The organism is Nocardia sp. CA-290969 (assembly GCF_050936135.1).
In the GTDB taxonomy this organism is placed as follows: domain Bacteria; phylum Actinomycetota; class Actinomycetes; order Mycobacteriales; family Mycobacteriaceae; genus Nocardia.
In genome coordinates, this window is record NZ_JBNJNJ010000001.1 from 1,116,490 (window position 1) to 1,137,501 (window position 21,012).

General features: G+C 69.4%; 19 protein-coding genes. 9 read left to right on the top strand and 10 right to left on the bottom strand.

Translation table 11 applies throughout. The features are described from left to right. Positions 1-8 precede the first annotated feature (8 nt). The 6 genes from mqo (at position 9) to ACQEVO_RS05315 (ending at position 6,881) form a co-directional block, all read left to right on the top strand. Positions 9-1,466 carry a malate dehydrogenase (quinone) gene (mqo, locus tag ACQEVO_RS05290; protein ID WP_432909394.1) on the top strand — a complete coding sequence of 486 codons (1,458 nt, stop codon included), beginning with the start codon at positions 9-11 and terminating at the stop codon, positions 1,464-1,466. A gap of 133 nt (positions 1,467-1,599) precedes the next feature. After that, positions 1,600-2,049: a GNAT family N-acetyltransferase gene (locus ACQEVO_RS05295; protein ID WP_432909395.1), complete on the top strand. Its 450-nt coding sequence runs from the start codon at positions 1,600-1,602 to the stop codon at positions 2,047-2,049. A gap of 57 nt (positions 2,050-2,106) precedes the next feature. Continuing rightward, the gene (locus ACQEVO_RS05300; protein WP_432922356.1) at positions 2,107-4,134 is read left to right on the top strand and encodes a VWA domain-containing protein; all 2,028 of its coding nucleotides are present in this window, start codon (positions 2,107-2,109) and stop codon (positions 4,132-4,134) included. A gap of 50 nt (positions 4,135-4,184) precedes the next feature. Beyond that, complete coding sequence (gene cobO / locus ACQEVO_RS05305) at positions 4,185-4,799, top strand: cob(I)yrinic acid a,c-diamide adenosyltransferase (RefSeq protein WP_432909396.1); 615 nt, start codon at positions 4,185-4,187, stop codon at positions 4,797-4,799. A 58-nt stretch (positions 4,800-4,857) separates the two neighbouring features. Then, positions 4,858-6,498, top strand: coding sequence for a cobyrinate a,c-diamide synthase (locus tag ACQEVO_RS05310; protein WP_432909398.1), 1,641 nt, complete (start codon positions 4,858-4,860; stop codon positions 6,496-6,498). After that, positions 6,495-6,881 carry a cobalamin biosynthesis protein gene (locus tag ACQEVO_RS05315; protein WP_432909399.1) on the top strand — a complete coding sequence of 129 codons (387 nt, stop codon included), beginning with the start codon at positions 6,495-6,497 and terminating at the stop codon, positions 6,879-6,881. Before ACQEVO_RS05310 ends, ACQEVO_RS05315 begins: the two co-directional genes overlap by 4 nt. Before the next feature lie 10 nt (positions 6,882-6,891). Here ACQEVO_RS05315 and ACQEVO_RS05320 read toward each other — a convergent pair whose 3' ends face one another. After that, positions 6,892-8,022, bottom strand: coding sequence for a hypothetical protein (locus tag ACQEVO_RS05320; RefSeq protein ID WP_432909401.1), 1,131 nt, complete (start codon positions 8,020-8,022; stop codon positions 6,892-6,894). A gap of 1 nt (position 8,023) precedes the next feature. Then, complete coding sequence (locus ACQEVO_RS05325; RefSeq protein WP_432909403.1) at positions 8,024-9,154, bottom strand: phosphotransferase family protein; 1,131 nt, start codon at positions 9,152-9,154, stop codon at positions 8,024-8,026. A 313-nt stretch (positions 9,155-9,467) separates the two neighbouring features. Between ACQEVO_RS05325 and ACQEVO_RS05330 the strand changes: the two genes are divergently transcribed. Continuing rightward, positions 9,468-10,127: a DUF305 domain-containing protein gene (locus ACQEVO_RS05330; RefSeq protein ID WP_432909404.1), complete on the top strand. Its 660-nt coding sequence runs from the start codon at positions 9,468-9,470 to the stop codon at positions 10,125-10,127. A gap of 38 nt (positions 10,128-10,165) precedes the next feature. Continuing rightward, entirely contained in the window at positions 10,166-10,576 is a 411-nt protein-coding gene (locus ACQEVO_RS05335) for a PPOX class F420-dependent oxidoreductase (RefSeq protein WP_432909406.1), read from the top strand. A 114-nt stretch (positions 10,577-10,690) separates the two neighbouring features. Here ACQEVO_RS05335 and ACQEVO_RS05340 read toward each other — a convergent pair whose 3' ends face one another. From ACQEVO_RS05340 to ehuB, 7 genes are all read right to left on the bottom strand, one after another. Next, a complete protein-coding gene (locus ACQEVO_RS05340) occupies positions 10,691-12,172 on the bottom strand; it encodes an MFS transporter (RefSeq protein WP_432909408.1) in 1,482 nt (493 codons plus the stop codon). Between the two features lie 6 nt (positions 12,173-12,178). Then, complete coding sequence (gene cobA / locus ACQEVO_RS05345) at positions 12,179-13,450, bottom strand: uroporphyrinogen-III C-methyltransferase (protein ID WP_432909409.1); 1,272 nt, start codon at positions 13,448-13,450, stop codon at positions 12,179-12,181. 217 nt (positions 13,451-13,667) lie between these two features. Then, a complete protein-coding gene (yaaA, locus tag ACQEVO_RS05350; RefSeq protein WP_432909410.1) occupies positions 13,668-14,411 on the bottom strand; it encodes a peroxide stress protein YaaA in 744 nt (247 codons plus the stop codon). Positions 14,412-14,853: 442 nt separating this feature from the next. Beyond that, complete coding sequence (gene ehuA / locus ACQEVO_RS05355; RefSeq protein ID WP_432922359.1) at positions 14,854-15,609, bottom strand: ectoine/hydroxyectoine ABC transporter ATP-binding protein EhuA; 756 nt, start codon at positions 15,607-15,609, stop codon at positions 14,854-14,856. A gap of 46 nt (positions 15,610-15,655) precedes the next feature. Further along, the gene (ehuD, locus tag ACQEVO_RS05360) at positions 15,656-16,303 is read right to left on the bottom strand and encodes an ectoine/hydroxyectoine ABC transporter permease subunit EhuD (RefSeq protein WP_432909412.1); all 648 of its coding nucleotides are present in this window, start codon (positions 16,301-16,303) and stop codon (positions 15,656-15,658) included. Positions 16,304-16,379: 76 nt separating this feature from the next. Next, a complete protein-coding gene (gene ehuC / locus ACQEVO_RS05365) occupies positions 16,380-17,132 on the bottom strand; it encodes an ectoine/hydroxyectoine ABC transporter permease subunit EhuC (protein WP_432909414.1) in 753 nt (250 codons plus the stop codon). A 73-nt stretch (positions 17,133-17,205) separates the two neighbouring features. Continuing rightward, the gene (gene ehuB / locus ACQEVO_RS05370) at positions 17,206-18,090 is read right to left on the bottom strand and encodes an ectoine/hydroxyectoine ABC transporter substrate-binding protein EhuB (RefSeq protein ID WP_432909416.1); all 885 of its coding nucleotides are present in this window, start codon (positions 18,088-18,090) and stop codon (positions 17,206-17,208) included. Positions 18,091-18,454: 364 nt separating this feature from the next. Between ehuB and ACQEVO_RS05375 the strand changes: the two genes are divergently transcribed. Further along, on the top strand, positions 18,455-20,212 hold the full coding sequence (locus ACQEVO_RS05375) for a proline--tRNA ligase (protein WP_432909418.1): 1,758 nt from the start codon (positions 18,455-18,457) through the stop codon (positions 20,210-20,212). Between the two features lie 140 nt (positions 20,213-20,352). On the opposite strand, the gene ACQEVO_RS05380 is transcribed toward ACQEVO_RS05375, so the two are convergent. Next, entirely contained in the window at positions 20,353-20,940 is a 588-nt protein-coding gene (locus tag ACQEVO_RS05380) for a TetR/AcrR family transcriptional regulator (protein WP_432909420.1), read from the bottom strand. Positions 20,941-21,012: the final 72 nt, after the last annotated feature.

A 21,012-nucleotide genomic window follows, 5' to 3' on the forward strand; every position in this document is an offset into this window, starting at 1 on the left:
CCGGCATCATGAGCGCTACCCTCGGCGCGCTACTGCGCCAGTTGCAGCCGGACTGGTCGATCACGGTGTTCGAACGGCTGGACGCCGCCGCGGCCGAGAGCAGCGATCCGTGGAACAACGCCGGTACCGGTCACTCCGCGCTGTGTGAGCTGAACTACAGCCCGCAGAAGCCGGACGGTTCGGTCGATATCGGCAAGGCCGTCGATATCAACGAACGGTTCCAGGTATCGCGGCAGTTCTGGGCCTACGCCGTCGAGAACGGGATCCTCAGCGATCCGTCCCGGTTCATCAACCCGATCCCGCACGTGAGCTTCGTGCACGGCGCCGCCGATGTCGAGTACCTGCGCAAACGCTACGAGGCGTTGTCCCGGCACCCGCTGTTCGCCGGGATGGAGTACATCGACAGCCCCGACGAGTTCGCCCGCCGGCTGCCGCTGATGGCCCGGGGCCGCGATTTCTCCGATCCGATCGCCCTCAACTGGACCGACGGCGGCACCGATATCGACTTCGGCTCGCTCACCAAGGAACTGCTGGCCTATATCGGCGCCACCGGCGGGGAGATCGCGTTCGGTAACGAGGTCCGGAACCTGAGCAAACAGCGCGACGGCAGCTGGAAGGTGACGGTGCGCAACACCCGTACCGGCCGCACCCGCACCCTGGTGAGCAAGTTCGTCTTCGTCGGTGCCGGGGGTGGAGCGCTGCCGCTGCTGCAGAAATCGGGGATCAAGGAGATCCGCGGTTTCGCCGGGTTCCCGGTATCGGGGCAGTTCCTGCGCTGTACCAACCGGGAACTGGTGGGTATGCACGAGGCCAAGGTGTACGGCAAGGCCGCCGTCGGTGCGCCGCCCATGTCGGTGCCCCATCTGGACACCCGCGTCATCAACGGCAAGCCCGGCCTGCTGTTCGGCCCCTACGCCGGGTGGACCCCGAAGTTCCTCAAGGACGGCAGCAACGCCGACCTGTTCAAGTCGATCAAGCCCGGCAACCTGACCCCGATGCTGGGCGTCGGCGTCACCGAACTGGGCCTGGTCAAGTACCTGGTCACCGAGCTGATGAAATCGCAGGCCGGCCGGGTGTACACGATGGAGGAGTTCATCCCGCGCGCCGAGGGCAGCGATTGGGAGCTCATCACCGCGGGGCAGCGGGTGCAGATGATCCGCCGCCAGGGTGCCGGTGGTGTGCTCGAACTGGGTACCGCCGTGATCGCCGCGCAGGACGGGTCGATCGCCGGCCTGCTGGGTGCCTCCCCGGGCGCCTCGACCTGTGTGACCGCCATGCTCGACGTCCTCGAACGGTGCTTCCCGGCCGAATACGCGACCTGGACGCCCAAGCTGAAGGAAATGGTCCCGTCGCTGGGGGTGAAGCTCTCGGAGAACCAGGCACTGTTCGGCGAGGTCTGGGATTGGACCGGCAAGGCCTTGCAGCTCACCGGTAGCGCGGCGCACGCCGTACCGGCCGGCGCCTGAGCCGGTATCGCCTGCTGATCGGCGCGGGCCACGGAACCTGTTCCGTGGCCCGCGCACTGCTGTGCGGACACCGGCGGTGCCCGGCCGAGGGCGTTCGCGTGCATCTTCCGCCAAGGTGTGATAGCAAGGCGCGATGATGTCTACGGTTGCACTCCGACGGTCATGGGCCCAGGATCTCGATACCGCCACCCTGTACGAGCTGCTGAAGCTGCGCGTCGAAGTGTTCGTCGTCGAGCAGAAATGCGCATACCCCGAACTGGACGGCCAGGATCTGCTGCCGGAGACGCGGCATCTGTGGCTGGACGACGAGGGCGTGGTGATCGCGACCCTGCGGCTGCTGGAGGAGCACGACGACGGCGTGAAATCGTTCCGGATCGGACGTCTGTGCACGGCCGTGGAAGCCCGCGGGCACGGCTACACCACCCGGCTGCTGCAGGCCGCGCTCGCCGAGACCGGATCGCATACGGTCCGGTTGAACGCGCAGACCTACCTGATCGATCTGTACACCAAGCACGGGTTCGAGGTCGACGGCGCGGAGTTCATCGAAGACGGTGTCGCGCACGTACCGATGCGCCGCGGGTAGGGGAGACCGGGCGCGCCCCACGGCACGTTTTAGAGTGGGGCCGTGTCCTATACCGAGATCGCCCGGCCCGCACCCCAGCCCTTCGCCGCCGCCGGTGGGGAGAGCGAGGCCGGTTTCCCGTTCTCGGCGGTGATCGGTCAGGAACAGCTGCAGCTCGCGCTGATCTTGTGCGCGGTGCACCCGGGAATCGGCGGCGTGCTGGTACGCGGCGAGAAGGGCACCGCGAAATCGACGGTGGTGCGCGCCCTGGCGCGGCTGCTCCCCCCGGTGGTGGACGAATCGGGTGCGCGGCCGGCCCGGCTGGTGGAACTGCCGGTCGGCGCCACCGAGGACCGCGTGGTGGGATCGCTGGATCTGGAGCGCGTGCTGCGCGACGGTGAGCAGGCGTTCCGGCCCGGTCTGCTGGCCGCGGCCCATCACGGTGTGCTGTACGTGGACGAGGTCAACCTGCTGCACGACCATCTCGTCGATGTACTGCTGGACGCGGCGGCGATGGGCCGGGTGCATATCGAACGCGACGGGGTCTCGCATTCCCATCCGGCCCGGTTCGTGCTGGTCGGCACCATGAACCCGGAGGAAGGTGAGCTGCGCCCGCAGCTGCTGGACCGATTCGGTCTCACCGTGGACGTCACCGCCTCCCGCGACGTGGATGTGCGGATGGCCGTGGTGCGCCGCCGCCTGGACTACGAGGCCGACCCGGCCGGTTTCGCCGCGGCCTACGCTCCCGCGGACGCCGCGATCGCCGACCGGATTCTCACCGCGCGCGACCGCCTGCCCGGTACCGCGCTCGACGATGTGGAACTGCGCCGGATCGCGGCGGTCTGCGCGTCCTTCGATGTGGACGGGATGCGGGCGGACCTGGTGGTCGCCCGGACGGCCACCGCCCATGCCGCCTGGTGCGGGCGCGACGCGGTGACCGCCGACGATGTGCGGGTCGCGGTCGAGCTGGCGCTACCGCACCGGCGCCGCCGGGATCCGTTCGACGAACCGGGGATCACGCCCGAACAGCTGGACGAGGCGATGCGGGATGCCGCCGACCAGGCGGAGCCGGGTCCGGAACAGAACGGCGAATCGGCGGCCGGGGCACCCGACGACGGCCGCGGTGGACGAACAGAGCGGCCGGACGATGATCCGGACGGCCCCGGTGGCGGTGCGGAGCAACCCGATGACGATCCCGACGGTCCCGGCGGCGGGCGGCCGTCCGGCGAATCCGGTGAGAAGTCCGGGAATCCCGGCCCCGCCGGCACCGGGCAGGCATCGACGCCGGTGGCGGCTCCGGTCCGGCCGCCCCGCTGGGAAGTACCGGGCCTGGGTGAGGGCGCTCCCGGGCGCCGCTCCCGCGCCCGGACCCGGCAGGGCCGGGTCGTGAACGCGACCCCCGAGCTCACCGGCGGCCTGCACCTGCTCGGTACGTTGCAGGCCGCGGCGCCGCAGCAGTGGGCCCGCGGCCGCCGAGGTGGTCCGTTGCGGCTCGCCGCGCCCGATCTGCGCGGTGCCTATCGCGAAGGGCGCGAAGGCAATCTGGTGGTGTTCGTGGTCGACACCTCCGGTTCCATGGCCGCCCGCGACCGGCTGTCGGCGGTGACCGGGGCGGTTCTCACCCTGCTGCGCGATGCCTATCAGCGACGCGACAAGGTCGCGGTGATCGCGGTGCGGGGAAGCGAAGCCGAACTGGTGCTGCCTCCGACCTCGTCGACCGATATCGCGGTACGCCGGCTCAGCGGCCTGCGCACCGGCGGAAAGACACCTCTCGCCGCGGGGCTGCGCAAAGCGCACGAGGTGGTGCGCCGGGAACGGGTGCGCGACCCGCGCCGCCGCCCGATGCTGGTGCTGCTCACCGACGGCCGCGCCACCGGCGGAACGGATCCCGTACCCCGGGCCCGCGCGAGCGCGGCACTACTGGCCCGCGACGGTGTGGCCTCGATCGTCATCGACTGCGAACGCGGCATGGTCCGGCTCGGCCTGGCGGCCGATCTGGCGGCGGCGCTGCGCGGCACGGTGGTCCGGCTCACCGAGCTGACCGGTTCGGCAGTCGCCGACACTGTCCGGGCGGGCGCGCCCGGCGCCGGTACCCGCGCGGCCTGATCCGGCCGCCGCCGGACTACTGCGAAACCCGATGAGACCGAGGAGATCAGATGCCCCAAGGGGTACCGGATAATGTGCCCGACGACGGGCTCACCACGCGGCAACGGCGGAACCAACCGGTGCTCGCCGTCCACACGGGCCCGGGCAAGGGCAAATCCACAGCAGCGTTCGGGATGGCGCTGCGGGCGTGGAACCAGGGATTCGATCTCGCGGTGTTCCAGTTCGTGAAGAGCGCCAAATGGAAGGTCGGGGAGGAAGCCGTCTTCCGTGAACTGGGCCGGCTGCACGAGGAGACCGGCGCCGGCGCGCCGGTGCAGTGGCACAAGATGGGTGAAGGCTGGTCGTGGAGCCGTAAGGCCGGCACCGAGACCGATCATGCCGCCGCCGCGCTGGCCGGCTGGCGGGAGATCGCGCGGCGGCTGCGGGACGCAGAACACCGATTCTATGTGCTGGACGAATTCACCTACCCTTTGAAATGGGGCTGGGTCGAGGTGGACGAGGTGGTCGAGACCCTGCGGAACCGCCCCGGGAACCAGCATGTCGTGATCACCGGCCGCGACGCCCCCGCCGCGTTGATCGAGACCGCGGATCTGGTCACGGAAATGACCAAGGTGCGCCACCCGATGGACGCCGGGCGCAAGGGGCAGCGAGGTATCGAATGGTGAGGTGCGCGCGCGGCCGGTCCACCCGGGAGAACGGTCCCACCGGAGCGGGCGTGCGCCGATGAGCACCGGCGCCGCCGGGGTCGTCCTCGCCGCACCGGCTTCGGGCAGTGGTAAGACCACCGTCGCGACCGGGCTCATCGGCGCACTACGCCGGGCCGGGCATCAGGTCGCGCCGTTCAAGGTGGGGCCGGACTACATCGACCCCGGGTACCACGGTCTGGCGGCCGGCCGGCCGGGGCGCAACCTCGACCCGGTACTGGTCGGCCGGGACCGGATCGCGCCGCTGTACCGCCACGGCTCCCGCGGTTGCGATCTCGCGGTCGTCGAGGGCGTGATGGGGCTGTTCGACGGCCGGATCGACGACCGGTCGCCCGATCCCGTGGCCGAAGGTTCCACCGCGCAGGTCGCGAGTCTGCTCGGCCTGCCGGTGGTCCTCGTCGTGGACGCGCGCGGGCACAGTCAAAGTCTTGCCGCGCTGCTGCACGGTTTCGCGACCTTCGACACCGGGGTCCGGCTGGGCGGTGTGATCCTGAACCGGGTCGGCAGCGAGCGGCACGGACAGGTCCTGCGCGCCGCCTGCGACCGGGTCGGGCTCGCGGTTCTCGGCGTTCTGCCACGGTTGGCCGAACTCGAGGTGCCCTCCCGGCATCTGGGTCTCATTCCGGCGGTCGAACACGGCAGTGCGGCGCTGCGCGCGGTGGATGCGATGACCGATCTGGCCGCCCGCCATATCGACCTAGCCGCTGTTGCCGCGCTGGCTGTCGCGCCGGGCCCGGGCCCGGTCTGGGACCCGGCGGAGCCGGGCAGACCAGCGAAGGCTGCTGGGCCCGCCGCCGGCCTGCCGGAGCCCCCGGGAGCCGACGCACCCGGCCGGCCTGCGATCCGTGGCGGAACCGGGTCGGCTGTGACCGGGGAACCCGCTGGGCCGAATGTCGTCACAGCGACCGCCGGGGCCGGTGCGATGGCGGGCCCGGCCGGGGCGCGTGGCAGGGAGGATGCGGCGCGGCCCGGCTTCGGGGAGATGGGTGGGCAACCGGTCGCTGCCGGGCCTGTGGCGGGTGGGCCGAGCCCGGTGATCGCGATGGCCGGGGGACCCGCGTTCACGTTCGGTTATGCCGAGCACCGGGAGTTGCTCACCGCCGCGGGGGCCGAAGTCGTGGTGTTCGATCCGCTGCACGATGCGCTGCCGGCCGGCGCCGCCGGACTGGTGCTGCCGGGCGGCTTCCCCGAGGAACATGCCGAAGCCCTGGCCGCCAATACCGTGCTTCGCACCGAGGTGGCCGCGCAGGCGCGGCGCGGGTTGCCGGTGCACGCCGAATGCGCGGGGCTGTTGTACCTCACCGAATCACTGGACGGTCATCCGATGGCGGGTGTCTTCGACGCGGTGGCCGAATTCGGTCCCCGCCTGACCCTGGGTTACCGGGAGGCTGTCGCGTTGGCCGATTCTCCGCTCTGGGGTGCGGGGGAACGGGTGTTCGGCCACGAATTCCACCGGACGCGCCTGGTGACAGCCGGCTCCCTGCCGCCCGCCTGGGGCTGGCAGGTGGACCGGACGCAGATCCGTGAAGGGCTGCTCGTACATCAGGTGCACGCCTCCTACCTGCACACTCATCCTGCGGGAAACCCGGCCGCAGTACACCGCTTCGTGGCGGCCGCGCGCATACATCAGAGCGCCGCTGCCGCCGAACCGGCGCGGTGAGCTCGCCGCGGACCGGCGGCCCCCTGCCGCCTTCGCTCGCCGTGGGCCTCGGGTTGCGCCCCGGCCGGCCGGTCGGCGATATTCTCGCGACCCTTGCCGCGGCCCTGCCCGACGTGCGGATCGCCTGTTTGGCAACGATCGATCGACGCGCCGAGGAACCGGGACTGCGGCGCGCCGCAGCGGTGCTGAAGGTGCCGCTGTACGGTTTTCCGGCCGATCGGCTGGCCGATATCCGGGTGCCGAACCCGTCCGATCAGGTGACGGCGGCACTCGGCATTCCCGGCGTGGCCGAAGCCGCGGCGCTGCTGGCCGGCACCGGTCCCTTGCTCCTGCCGCGCCGGGTGGTCTCGGGCATGGTGATCGCTGCCGCCGCGGCGAGCTGAGGTTGCGACTTCAGGGCGCCACCGACAGCAGATCCGCGAAACCGGTGGGGTCGTGGCGGCCGATACTGGCGTGCTCGAACAGGCCCCAGCCTTCGGCGTCGCCGCAGCGGGCGTGCGCGATATGGTCGGTCACACCCCAGGGGATGCGGCCGGCGATCGCCGGGTCGGTGAGGTCGTACCGGCTCGCCGAGGACCAGTCGCGGCCCTTCCACTGGCCGTGCTGCCAGTCCGGGTCGCCGCCGTAACCGCAGCCGATATGCAGCGGAATCCCGGTGACGGTGCGGATTTCGATGGTCAGTGGTTTCCCTTCGGGGGTACGCAGTTCCAGGCTCGCCGCCTCCGGATGCCGGGTCCCGGACCGGTAGTCGATGCCGACGCGCGGCCAGCCGAGTTGTTCGACCGAACCGTCCGGGAACACCCGGACCGCGTCGTTGAGGGTGCGGTAGCCGTCCGGGTTCTCCTGCAGGATCACCACCACCGCGAAATCGTCGAAACGCAGCGGAACGTAGAGCCACCAGAATCCGCCGGCGCCCTCGGCCGCGGCCCGGCCCGGTGGTTCGGCCTCGCCGACCGGGCGGATACCCCACGACCGGTCCCGGGTGCCCAGCCATACGTCCGGATCCACCGTGATGTCCTCGCCGCGCAGCGAGATCGTGCCCGCCCACGAGCCGACCTGCGCGAAACGTGAGGCGTCCAGCGTCGGGCGGTTTCCGGCGAGCATCACATGCGGCTGTTCCTGGACAGTGGGGAACGAACCGGTCCAGGTGAGGTCGAGAGCGAGTTCGTCGTGTTCGCAGAGCACCCGGAGCGTGCGCAACGGTTCGACGACTTCGATCCGGTAGCCGCTCACGGACATCTCCAGGCTCCGGTCGCTGCGGGCGTCGGAGAAACGCACCGAGGTGATCTCGTCACCGCGGCGCACGGCCGCGTAGGCATCGACGACCCCCAGATTCGGGTAGACCCCGAAACCGGTGACCAGCATGGTCGCGCCGTCGCGGTTGTGCGCGTTGAAATAACTGCGGTCGTAGAAGTTGCGGTCACTGGTGGCGGCGCGGGCGATCGGCAGCGGAGTCTGGTGGATCGGGTACTCGTCCAGCGGGCCGGGCGCCGAAGCCGGTGAGTGGGCGGTGTTTTCGCTCATTTCAGTCCCATTCGTAGGTGCCGTCGAGCATGGCCGCCAGGCTTGCCCGGTGCATGATGTAGTCGTCCCGGTCGGCGGGGGCGGTGTCCTCGCCCATATGGATCATGCGGCGTTTGATCCGGGCCATCACGATCGCGTGGCGCAGCGCGGCGTAGGTGAGGTGGAAATCCAGGTCGCGCACGGTGTGGCCGGTCAGCTGTTCGTACTGTGCGACCACGTCGTCGCGGCGCAGGAAATCGGGGAGTCCGGGCATGCCGAAGTTGGTGGCGATGTCCTGGAAGAATCTGTGCAGGAAGATCATCCAGGCCAGGTCCAGTTCGCGCGGGCCCAAGGCCGCCATCTCCCAGTCCAGTACCGCGATCGGTGTGCAGCCGTCGTAGATGATATTGCCGGGCCGGGCGTCGCCCCAGCTCAGCACATCCGGGCCGGGATCGGCGGGGAAGTGGGCTTCGAGCCAGTCGAAAGCGCGCTCGATCAGCGGAATCTCGTAACCGTCGTCCACCAGTGCCCACCGATAGAAGTCACGCTGGGCGGTGAGGTGGCGGCGCAGCGCCGGGGCGGGCCCGTCCATTTCCGGGAAACGCCGGGCCGGTTCGGTGATCGCGTGGATGCGGGCGAGGATATCGACAGTGTTGCGGGTCAGTTCGGCGCGCTCGGCGGGGGTCGCGTCGTACAACCAGCCCGCGAACACATACGGCGGGTTGTCGCCGGGGATGCGGCCGTTCACGCGGTCCATCACGAAGAACGGCGCACCGCAGACGGTGTTGTCGGTTTCCAGCCAGCGCAGCGGCGGCACCGGTACATCGGTTCGAGTCGCGAGTTCGTCGATGATCCGGTACTGCAACGGCAGATCGTAATCCCGGAACACCGGGAACGCGCCCTGCTCCGGCACCATCCGGGCGACGAACGACCCGCGCCGCGGTTCACCCGCGACCCGCCACTGCGCGTCGAACAGCACCGACGCGCTGGACAGCCCACCGGACTGTGGCCGGCTCAGCGAGGCGATCACCGGGGGTTCCTCGGCCCCGGTCCGCACCTGCAACCAGCCGGTGAGCTGGGTGGCGAGGGTGTCCAGATCGCGTTCACTGGTGGTGAGCTGCAGATGTTCGGTGGGATCTATCTCGTCGGGCATCGTCGTCCTCCTGCCATGGTGCGCGGCGGACCCCGACCGGCGCTCGAGTGCCGGCTGCGCCGCGATTCCGGCCGCTCGCGTGCCGCAGACTGTAACGTGTTTCACTCCGGTGCGGAGTCGATTCACCGCGATCCCGGAGCGGGTATCGCCGGTATCGCCACGCCGGGGGACAGGGACGGCGATAATCCTCGAGCAGGTCCGGATGTCGGCAGCCCGGGCCCGTGCAGGAGGTGTGCATGCTCGACTCGACCCGCCGCGGGGAACCGGCCGAGACGGGCGGCCTCGATCGCCGAGGGGCAGATCGGGTCCGGTCGTGAAGCGCGTAGGCGAAGGTATCGCCTACGCCGTTGCGGCCCTGGCGTTCCTGGTGCTCGGGGCGGTGATCCGGCCGCTGTTCACCGACGATCCCGCGCCGCCCGAAATACTGTCGGCCACCGAACTGGGGTTCGTCCAGGATATGGCCGCCCACCACCATCAGGCCCTGATCATGGTGCAGCGGCTCGACCCCGGCGCCGATCCCGCCGTCCGGCGCCTGGCCCAGCAGATCGACGACACCCAGCGGGCCGAAATCGGCACGCTGCTGGGCTGGCTGCGGATGGCCGGCGCACCGGCGGCCAACCCCGCCCCGATGGGCTGGATGCCCGCGGCAGCCCACGCCGCGCACGACGACCATACCGCCCACGACGGATCTGTCGCGCATACGGCCGCCGGCGGGCACACCATGCCCGGTATGGCGACCCAGGCGCAGCTCGACGCCTTGTCCGCCGCCCGCGGCCGGGCCGCTTCCGTATTGTTCCTGCAGCTCATGCAAGCCCACCACGAGGGCGGTATCGCCATGGCCCGGGTCGCCGACGCGCTGCTCTCCGGTGGTGTGGTGAAACAGGTGGCCCGCGAGATGATCACCGGCCAGACCCAGGAGTCCGGGCTGATGGCGCTGCTGCTGACGGAATTGGCACCGGCACCTCCGGGCTGACCGGAATTATCGCGCGGCGCAATCGGTTACCCGTGGTCATGAGCACAGTTCCGCTGCCGGAAAACCTGAAGAAGTACATCGACGAGAACCGGTTGTTCGTCACCGTGGCCACCGTGGGCCGGGACGGGCATCCGCACCAGACCGTCACCTGGCTGGACCGCGACGGCGACGAATTGCTCTACTCCACCACCACGGACCGGGTGCAGGGCCGTAATCTCGCCCGCGATCCGCGGATCTCGGTCCTGGTCACCGCCCCGGACAATCCCTACCTTTACGCCGAGGTCAAGGGGACCGCCACGCTCACGCCCGACCCCGAACTGCGCACCGGCAACCGGATCTCGCGCAAGTACACGGGCAAGGACTACGCCGATTTCAACCCCGACGCCGTGAACGACGGCCCGCGCGTCACTGTGCGCATCACCCCGCACAAGATCACCGGCCGGTTGTGAACCCGCCGGAGCCGGGTTTCGATCCCGGCAGATCCTGCCTGACGTAGGCGGACAGACCGGGCCCGGAAGGGATCGGCGCAAGCCGGTTACTCCGGGCCTGGACTTTGGAGGGGCTCAGGCGGCCTGGGCCTCGTCCTGCGCGTGCTGGGCGCGGGCGACCTCCGCGGCGGTGTAGCGCAGGGTGAGCGCGATCAGGCCGACGAGCAGCGCGCCGCAGGCGGCGACGAACATGGCCAGGGTGTACCCGTCGCCCAGGGCGGCGATCTCCGCGGGGGTCATCTGGGCGGGTTTGCCGTCGGTGCCGCCCTGGGACAGGGTGCGGGAGGCGGCCAGCGGCGTCAAGACGCCGATGGCGATCGGAGTGCCGAGGTTCAGGAACATCTGGCCGATCGCCGACAGGGGGCCGATCTCGTCCGGGGGGACGCCGACCAGGACGCACAGCGGGATCAGCACCATGGCGACGCCGATACCGAAACCGATCACCAGGAACAGCGGCAACAGCGTGGACCAGTAGCCGACACCGCCGTCGAGTGTCGAGCCGTAACCCAGCCCGGCCACCAGCACCACCGCGGCACCCACCAGCAGCCAGCGGGGCGCGATATGCAACGCCAGGCGGGTCGCGACGGCGCTGCCGACGCCGACGCCGACGGTGAACGGGATGAACGAAACACCGGCCACCAGCGGGCTGTAGCCCACCACGTTCTGGACGAACAGGCCCGCGAAGTAGGTGGTGGCGCCCAGGATGCCGCTGGCGAGCAGGATCACCACGAAGGTGGCGACCCGGTCGCGGCTGTCGAACAGCGTCCACGGCAGCAGGGGGTTGTCCACCGACCGCTCCGCGAAAACGAAGATCGGCAACAGGACCGCGCCCGCGATCAGGGTGCCGTAGACCAGCGGGCTGCCCCAGCCGAGCTCCGGTCCCTCGGTGGCGCCCCAGACGATCAGGGCGCACGCCAGGGTTCCGAGGAATGCGCCGCGCACATCCAGCGTGAGACGGTGGTGGCCGGTATCGCGGAGCGCGACCAGCGCGCCGATCACGATGAGTACGCCGATCGGCACATTGATCAGGAAGATCCAGCGCCAGCTGGCCTCGGTGAGCGCCCCGCCGATCACCAGCCCGCCGACCGAGCCCAGCGCCACCATCGATCCGAAGATGGCGAAGGCCTGGTTCCGTACTTTGCCCGGGGCGAAGGTGCTGGCCACCAGCGCGAACGCGGTGGGGGCGGCGAGCGCGGCGCCGGTGCCCTGGAAGGCGCGCGCCGCGACGAGCATCTGCTCGCCCTGCGCCAGGCCGCACAGCATCGAGGCCAGCGTGAACAGGCCGACGCCCAGGATGAACATGCGCCGCCGGCCGAACGAATCACCGATCCGGCCGCCGAGCAGCATCAAACCCGCGAAGGGGAGACCGTAGGCGGTGATGGTCCACGCACTGCCCGAACTGGACAGGCCCATCTCCTCCTGCAAACGCGGCAGAGCCAAGATCACCACGGTGCCGTCCAGCACCACCATCAGCTGTAATCCGCTCAGGACGAGGATGGCGAGGCCGAAGGCTCGCTTCGTCACGGGATACTGCACAGCCGGTGGGTTATCGAGCACAGTGGGTCACTGTAACCGACGGGTAGCGTCGGCGACCGGGGCGGCGGTGAACCCGGCCGTGGGCCCGATCACAACGATCGCGGGCGGCCGGATGCCCTCGTCGCGGACCCGTTCGGCCACATCCGCGAGCGTCGCCCGCAGGACCCGCTGGCCACGCAGCGTGCCCTCCTGGATCACCGTCGCCGGGGTATCGGCCGGGCGGCCACCCTCGCGCAATACGGCCGCGAACTGCGCGATCCGTTCCACCGCCATCATGAGAACGAGCGTGCCGCGCAGGCGCGCCAGGGCGGGCCAGTCGACCAGCGAATCCGGATGATCCGGTGGGATATGCCCGCTGACCACCACGAACTCGTGGGTCACGCCGCGGTGGGTGACCGGAATACCGGCGGCGGCCGGGACCGAGATCGGACTTGTCACGCCCGGAACCACCGTCACCGGCACACCGGCCTCGACGCAGGCCTCGAGTTCCTCGTAACCGCGCCCGAATACGTACGGGTCACCACCTTTGAGCCGGACCACGAATTTGCCGGCCCGCGCGCCCTCCACGAGGGCGGTGTTGATCGCGTCCTGCGCCATCGCCCGCCCGTACGGGATCTTGGCCGCGTCCACGACCTCCACGTCCGGTCCGAGTTCGGCGAGCAGTTCCGGCGGGGCCAGCCGGTCGGCGACCACCAGATCGGCGCGGGCCAGCAGGCGCCGGCCCCGGACGGTGATCAGGTCCGGATCGCCCGGCCCACCGCCCACCAGCGCGACCCCCGGTGTCATCGGTGTCGCGTCATCGGTCACCACACCCGATTGCAGCGCCTCCAGCAGGGCGGTGCGTACCGCGGCCGACCGCCGGTGCCGGCCGCCGGCGAGAACGCCCAGGGTCATCCCGTCGTAGCGGGCGGTCGCGGGGGTGACCGCCGTACCGGACTGGGCGTGATCGGCGCGGACACAGAAGATCCGGCGTCGCGTCGCCTCGGCGACGACAGCTGCGTTGGTTTCGGGTTCGTCGGTGCAGGCGATCGCGTACCAGGCGCCGTCGAGATCACCGTCGGCATAGTCGCGCAGGGTGAGCGTGAGCTGACCGCCGGTCGCCATCCCCTCGACCGCGGGCGTGGCCTCCCGGGCGATCACTTCCACAACGGCGCCCGAGGCGATCAGCAGCCCCAGCCGCCGCTGAGCCACGCTGCCGCCGCCGACGACGACGACCCGCCGCCCACTCAGATCGAGTCCCACCAGGTAGTTCGAATCCCCGCTGGACAGGTGGTCGGTATCGGCTGACGTATTCGGCACAAGGTGCGAGCCTACTTTCCGGCCGAGCGGCCCGCCGCAGCCGCCCACCGGGCCCGGTCGCCGAATCCGGCGCGATTCCGGGAGACCGGGCACGGGTCACCCGGCCGCTGTCCGGGCGACCGAGCGTCCCGCCACAGAACCCAGCGCTCGGAGACCACCCGGTTCGGGTGTCCGGTGCCCAAAGTTGATCGGCCACCTGGCAGGTGCGCGGCGAGCATCAGGTGAGGACGACCAGCTCGGTGTCCGAGGCGACCTCGACGCGCAGACCCGCCTTCCTGGCGACCCGGGCGAGTCCGCGGATATCGGTGGGTTCGGCGCGGGTCAGCACCAGGGCCCGGGCCAGCAGGCCCTTGTGGTGCTTGTTGAAATGACTGACCACCGTGCGCGATCCGTCCTCGTGTTCGGTGAGCACCGTCGCGGTGACCGCCCCCGGCACCCGGCCGAGCTGCTGATAGGTACCCGACCGCAGGTCTACCACCAGATCGCCGGCTGTTGCCTCGTGCAGAGCCGGGGCCAGGTGGTCGCGCCAGACCGCCGACAGGGTGGGGCGGCCCGGCAGGTTGGAGCCGCCGGACAGCCGGTAGGCCGGAATGGGATCGCCCGCGCGGACCGCGCCGAACAGCGCCGAACCGATCGCGAGCCGGGCGTAGGCCTTGGCGCGTTGCACCCGGGTGAACGACGCTGCGTCCAGGGCGTCGTACAGCACACCGGTGTAGCGCTCCAGCGCCGGGCGGGTGGGACAACTGCGCAGTGCGGCATTGCGGGCGAGCTCCGGCTCGGCGTTCTTGCCCAGCCCGAGCGCCACCCGGGCGGCGTCCGGATCACCGGCCAGTTTCACCAGGTCGTCGACCAAACCGTCGCGGATCTCGGTGAGCGAATCGAAGGCCAGCGCACCCAGGTCGAGCGGGCCGCCGGTACCGCCGTCGGATTTGGTCTCGGAAGGAGGTAACAGCACCAGCACGAGCGGTCAGGGTACCCGCCCCGCGTCCCGTCGGACGCGCCGCAGGTACACCTCATACGTGCCACCGGTCGCGATCCCGGCGGCCGTGCCGATCAGCGCGAGGCCGCGAACGCTCACATACGCCGGAGACCGGGCGGACACACGGGGAGCGCCGATGCGCTGCGGCGGGCCTCGAAGCTCCTTCCCGGAGCGCACCTGACTTGCCGGCCGATCCACGTCCGAGTCCTGCGGGGCCTTGGGGGACGTTGCCCGCGGCGATGGCGAGCACACCGTGGTCGAGAACGACTTGATCCTGGTCGGCGTCGCCGATCGCGGCCCATGGAACCACCCGACATCTTCCGCGCACGGCCCGGCCCCGAGCGGGGACCGGTACCGGGCCGTGTGCGAGGAGTGAGTTAGGCCCTACCCGCGGTGAGCGGCGGACTGCACGACCGCACCGCGGTCAGCGCACGGCGTCCAGGAACTCCCGGGTGCGTTCGTGTTCGGGTGCGTTGAATATCTGCTCGGGTGTGCCTTCCTCGAGGATCCGGCCGCGGTCGAACATCAGCACCCGATCGGAGACATCGCGGGCGAAACCCATTTCGTGGGTGACGATGAGCATGGTGATATCGGTGGTCTCCGCGAGTTCGCGCAGCACGTCGAGGACGCCGCCGACCAGCTCCGGGTCGAGCGCGGAGGTCACCTCGTCGAGCAGCATGACCTTCGGATCCATCGCGCAGCAGCGGGCGATCGCCACCCGTTGCTGCTGCCCGCCCGACAACTGCGACGGATGCGCCTTCGCCTTGTCGGACAGCCCCACCATCTCGAGCAGTTCCCTCCCGCGGCGCTCGGCTTCGTCACGGGATCTGCCGAGCACGTGGATCGGCGCCTCGGTGATGTTCTGCAGCACGTTCATATTGGGGAAGAGATTGAACTGCTGGAACACCATCCCGACCTGTTTGCGCATCTCCCGCAGATGCTTTTCCCGAGCGGGTACCAGTTTGCCGCCGCGCTCTTCGTGGGTGAGCGGCGCACCGTCGACCCGGATGACCCCGCTGGTCACGGTTTCCAGGGTCATCAGCAGCCGCAGGATGGTGGTCTTGCCGGAGCCGGACGGCCCGATCAGTGTCACCTTCTCGCCGCGGCGGACGGTGAAATCGAGCTCGTCGAGCACCACCAGATCGCCGAAGCGTTTGACCACCCCGTCGAATTCGATCATCGGCCGCGCCTGCGCGGCATCGCCGGCCGGTGTCCCGGAGACCGGTTCAGTAGTAGGCAAGTCGTTTCTCCAGTCGTCTGATCAGCACCGAGGTCGGGTAGCTGGCCAGCAGGAAGAACACGCCGGCCAGGGTCATCGCCTCGAGGTACGCGTAGTGACGGGCCCCGAATTGCTGTGCGGCGGTCACCAGTTCGACCACGGTGATGGCGAACAGGAACGGGGTGTCCTTGAACATCGACACCGCGTTGGTGCCGAGAGCGGGCACGCTCGCCCGGATCGCCTGCGGCAGGATCACCGACCGCCAGGTGCGTACCGGAGGCAGCGACAGCGCGCGCGCCGCTTCCCACTGGCCCGGCGGCACCGAGTCGATCCCGGCGCGGTACACCTCCGCGAGGTATCCGGCGTAGTGGATACCGAGCACCACGACCCCGATCTGCAGGGCCGAGAACTGCGGCAGTAACGCATAGGCGAACAGCAGCTGCACCACCAGCGGGGTGAACCTGATGAACTCGCTCACCGCGTGTACCGGCAATGCGATCCAGCGGGGGAGGGTGCGCCGGATGATGGCGATCATCAGCCCGAGCACCGCGGCGATCACGAATCCGAGCACCGTCGCCAGCAAAGTGATCCGGAACCCGTCCCACAGCACCGGCAGTGCGTCGGCAGCCCGCTCCCAACTCCATTCGACGGTCACCGGGCCTCCTTCCCGGCCGGGCCCTGCGGCCGGCGATCGGTACAGGCCCGGGCAGCGGCGGCGGTTTCATATCGCATCACGGCGCCACCTTCTGCCGGGTGGACGCGGTGCCCGCGACCGCGTCCAGTGAGGTGTCGGGGGCCAGGCGCAGGACTTCGCGCATCGAGGGGCCGCGGCCCAGTTTGTGTTTGGCCCGTGCTTCCAGCAGATTCATTCCCAGACTGAGCAGGTAGGCGATCACGAAGTAGATCAGCAGGCCGATCCCGAAGGCGAACAGGGTGTCGCCGGTGCTGTCCCGTAGTTTCTCGATCTCGAACGTCAGGTCCTGCAGGGTGATATAGGACGCGACCGCGGTGCCCTTCAACAGATGGACCAGCAGGTTGGCCAGCGGCGGGATCATCAGTGCCCACGCCTGCGGGAAGAGCACCCGGTGTAGCCGCTGCCAAGGGCTGAACCCCAGCGCGACGGCGGCCTCGACCTGTGGTTTCGGCACCGAGTTGAGGGCTCCGCGAACGACTTCCGCGCCGTATGCCCCGTAGTTCAGGCCGAGCGCGAGAATTCCGCAGAACACCGGGTCGAGCTGGTAGCCCAGCAGCGGCAGCACATAGAACAGCCAGAAGATCTGCACCAGGAGCGAAGTACCGCGGAAGAACTCGATCAGCACCCGCGCCGGCCCACGGACGGCGAGGCTGCGCGCCCGTGCCGTCGTGCCCAGGGTGAGGGCGAGGACGAAGGCCAGCACCGCCCCGCCGGCCGTGAGTTCGAGGGTGATCAGGATGCCGTCGAGGATCCGCGGCCATGCCCCGGTGAGGGCGTCGAGATTACTCACCGGCGGTGTCTCCCTTCCGGCCCCGGCAGGCCGGCGGGGAGCGCCGCCGCCGTGGAGTTGTCTACCGGCACGATCAGATATCGCCCGCGCACAGCTTGGCGGTGGTCAGTTCCGGATCGGGCAGTTCGGCTTCGGTGAAGCCGAACTCACCGACGAGCGAGAGGTATTTGTCCTTGTCCGAGGTGATCTTGCGCAGTTCGGCGTTGTAGGCGTCGAGCAGATCCTTGTCGTCGGTGCGGAACACGGTGCCGCCGGCGCCGATCTGCGGTTTGCCGTCGATTTCGGCGACGAACGATTCGGTGACCTCCACCGGAGCGTCCGGATTGTGGTCGGCCAGCCAGTTCAGCGAGATCGCAGTGAGCGCGAAAACATCGGAGCGGCCCGAGGTCACGGCGTCCATCCCGTCCTGCGGGCTGCCGACCTGCGTGGCGTCGATTCCCAGCGAGGCCGCGTAATCGGATTCGATGGCGCCGGTCATCGCCGCCATTTTGGCGCCCTTGTCCTTGATCGACTGCATATCGGTGAGCCCGAGCGGGTTGCCCTTCTTCACCATCAACGCCGTGGTGTACATGAACTCCGGCTCACTGAACGCGGCCTGTTCACAGCGTTCCGGCAGAATCGACATGCCCGCGCTCACCGCGTCGAACCGCTGCGCCTGCAGGCCCGGGATCAGCGCGCCGAAGTCGGTCTGCACGCCTTCCACCGTCTCGATTCCGAGATTGCGGAAGATCTCGCGGTGCAGGGCGACGGTTGCCCCGGTGAGTTGTCCGTTTTCCTCGAACGAGTACGGCGCTTCGCCGGCGAATCCGACGGTGACGGTGCCCTTGTCCTTCAAGGATTGCAGCAGTTCGCCGCTCCCCGCCGTATCGGTTTTGGTGCAGCCCGACAGCGTGGCCGCGGCCAGCACAGCCCCCGCGACGAGTGCGATTGCGCGCGCCCTTGATTTCTTGGTTCCCATCTCGGCCGACCTTTCCACGGGGCGCTGACGCAGGCTCTCCGGTGTCGATGTGCGGCGCTGGGGGCACAGAGGTCAGCGGCCATTTTCAGTTTGCTCGGGAACGATTCAGGCGGAAATTCCCGGTGGATCGAACCCTAGTGGCGTCCGGGTCCGACTCTCGGCGCCGCAATGAACCCGCAAAGAGAAGTTCAAAATATGTATATCGAAAAGTTATTAAAAAGTGTCTTGAACGTTATTGGAGCTTGAGTCCGGGGATCCGCCGGAAACCCGCCCCGACCGGCGCGGACCCCTCTGCGATGGGCCGGGTGCGAGAGGGGGTAATCCGGTGTCGGCGCCGATCGGGCAGGGTCTACGCTGAGCAACCGTGATCACCCGCCTCTCCCGCCTCTTCCTCCGTACGTTGCGCGACGACCCCGCCGACGCCGAGGTGCCCAGCCACAAGCTGCTGGTGCGCGCCGGCTATGTGCGCCGGATCGCGCCGGGTGTGTACTCGTGGCTGCCGTTGGGCCTGCGGGTGCTGCACAAGGTCGAGGAGGTGGTGCGGGCGGAGATGAACGCCATCGGCGCGCAGGAGATCTCGCTACCCGCCCTGCTGCCCCGGGATCCCTACGAGGCCACCAACCGCTGGACCGAATACGGCGACGCCCTGTTCCGCCTGCAGGACCGCAAGGGCGCCGATATGCTGCTCGGCCCCACCCACGAGGAGTTGTTCGCGCTCACCGTGAAAGGTGAATACAACTCCTACAAGGATCTGCCCGTCACCCTGTACCAGATCCAGGCCAAATACCGGGACGAGGAACGCCCCCGCGCCGGTATTCTGCGCGGCCGCGAATTCATCATGAAGGATTCCTACTCCTTCGACCTCGACGAAGCCGGCCTGAAGGCCAGTTACGACGCCCACCGCGAGGCCTATCAGCGCATCTTCGACCGGCTCGGGGTGAAATACGTGATCGTCGCCGCGACCTCCGGCGCGATGGGCGGTAGCGCCTCCGAGGAATTCCTCGCCGACAGCCCTGTCGGTGAGGACACCTACGTCGTCTGCCGGGAATCGGGTTATGCGGCCAATGTCGAGGCCGTGGTCACCCCCGCCCCCGCGCCGCTGCCGCTCGAAGGGCAGCCGGAAGCGGTCGTCCACGACACCCCGGACACGCCCACCATCGCCACGCTCGTCGACTGGGCCAATGCGGCCGGTATCGGCGAACGCCTCGGCCGCCCGGTCACCGCCGCCGACACCCTGAAGAACGTGATGGTGAAACTGCGGCATCCGGACGGTAAGGCCGAAATCGTCGGTATCGGGGTCCCCGGCGACCGTGAGGTCGACGACAAACGACTCGGTGCCTCGGTCGAACCGGCGGAGGTCGAACTGCTCGACGACGCCGATTTCGCCGCCAACCCCTTCCTGGTGAAGGGGTACATCGGCCCGAAGGGCCTGCAGGCCAACGGGGTCCGCTATCTCGTCGACCCGCGGGTGGTGACCGGAACGTCCTGGATCACCGGCGCGGACGAACCCGGCAAACACGTGGTCGGCCTGGTCGCCGGTCGCGATTTCACCCCCGACGGCACCATCGAGGCCGCACAGGTCCGCGACGGCGACCCCTCGCCCGACGGCCGCGGTGCGCTGGTCTCGGCGCGCGGTATCGAGATCGGCCATATCTTCCAGCTGGGCTACAAGTACACCGATGCCTTCGAGGTCGACGTCCTCGGCGAGAACGGTAAACCGGTCCGGCTGGTCATGGGCTCCTACGGAATCGGTGTCTCGCGCCTGGTCGCGGTGATCGCCGAACAGCAGCACGACGACAAGGGTCTGCGCTGGCCGTCCGAGGTCGCGCCCTACGACGTGCATGTGGTGATCGCGAACAAGGACGACGCCGCCCGCGCCGGCGCCGAAAAGGTCGTCGCCGCTCTCGACGCCCAGGGCCTGGACATCCTCTTCGACGACCGCACCGCCTCACCCGGCGTGAAATTCAAGGACGCCGAACTGCTCGGTATGCCCTACGTCCTGGTCATCGGCCGCGGCTGGGCCGAGGGCAAGGTCGAACTGCGCGACCGCTTCACCGGCGAAACCCTCGACATCCCTTCGGATTCCGCGGTGTCGGCGGTACTCGCCCGCATCCGGGGCTGAGGCCGGACGCGGTCCGTACCGGGCGAGTGGGCGATACCCGGCCGCCCGGTTCCGGGTCGGCGGGTGCCGGATTCCGCCGGCCTGTCTGCGGCGCTCGGACCGCCGGCGTCGGCGGAGCGGCGGCGTTCGCCGTCGTCTCCCTACGTCCTCGTCGATTTCACCAGCTGCTCGGCGGCGCTGCGGACGGCCGCGGGCGCGGTGTGCTTCTCGGTGATGGAGTAACTGACGATCGCCCCTTCGTGCAAGCTCAGCAACTGCACTGCCGTGGTCGCCGGGTCGCTACTGCCGGCCTCGGTCAGTAACCGGTCGAACAGGTCGTACAGCCACTGTTTCTCGGCGACGATCACCCGCCGGCCCGGGTGGTCGGGTTCGGGGAGTTCGGCGAAGGCGTTGATGAAACTGCAGCCCCGGTTGCTGTCCGGCAGCCATTCGGGGAGCACATCGAACGGTGTCAGCACCCGCTCGATCGGGTCGGTGCGGTCGGCGAGGCGGGACTCGATCAGGGCGCGCCAGCGACGGTCGCGCTGTTCGAGATAGGCGACCAGCAATCCGTCCTTCGAACCGAAGCGGTCGTAAAGGGTGCGTTTGGTGACGCCGGATTCGGCGGCGATGGTGTCGACACCGACCGCGTGGATACCGCGCGTGTAGAACAGCTCGGCGGCGGTATCGAGTATCCGCTGCGCCGCGGGGGTCAGTGTCGTGGTCGCATCGTGCGCGGGTGTGGACATACTCCGGATCCCTTGCCTTCACAGGTCTGTGAACCTAGTCTATCCACAGGAGCAACTTCACAGACCTGTGTA

Bases quoted from the DNA above. Each gene is read 5' to 3' on its own strand.
- mqo (WP_432909394.1), top strand. From the start codon at position 9: ATGAGCGCTACCCTCGGCGCGCTACTGCGCCAGTTGCAGCCGGACTGG.
- ACQEVO_RS05295 (WP_432909395.1), top strand. From the start codon at position 1,600: ATGATGTCTACGGTTGCACTCCGACGGTCATGGGCCCAGGATCTCGAT.
- cobO (WP_432909396.1), top strand. From the start codon at position 4,185: ATGCCCCAAGGGGTACCGGATAATGTGCCCGACGACGGGCTCACCACG.
- ACQEVO_RS05310 (WP_432909398.1), top strand. From the start codon at position 4,858: ATGAGCACCGGCGCCGCCGGGGTCGTCCTCGCCGCACCGGCTTCGGGC.
- ACQEVO_RS05320 (WP_432909401.1), bottom strand. From the start codon at position 8,022: ATGAGCGAAAACACCGCCCACTCACCGGCTTCGGCGCCCGGCCCGCTG.
- ACQEVO_RS05325 (WP_432909403.1), bottom strand. From the start codon at position 9,154: ATGCCCGACGAGATAGATCCCACCGAACATCTGCAGCTCACCACCAGT.
- ACQEVO_RS05335 (WP_432909406.1), top strand. From the start codon at position 10,166: ATGAGCACAGTTCCGCTGCCGGAAAACCTGAAGAAGTACATCGACGAG.
- ehuA (WP_432922359.1), bottom strand. From the start codon at position 15,609: ATGATCGAATTCGACGGGGTGGTCAAACGCTTCGGCGATCTGGTGGTG.
- ehuB (WP_432909416.1), bottom strand. From the start codon at position 18,090: ATGGGAACCAAGAAATCAAGGGCGCGCGCAATCGCACTCGTCGCGGGG.
- ACQEVO_RS05380 (WP_432909420.1), bottom strand. From the start codon at position 20,940: ATGTCCACACCCGCGCACGATGCGACCACGACACTGACCCCCGCGGCG.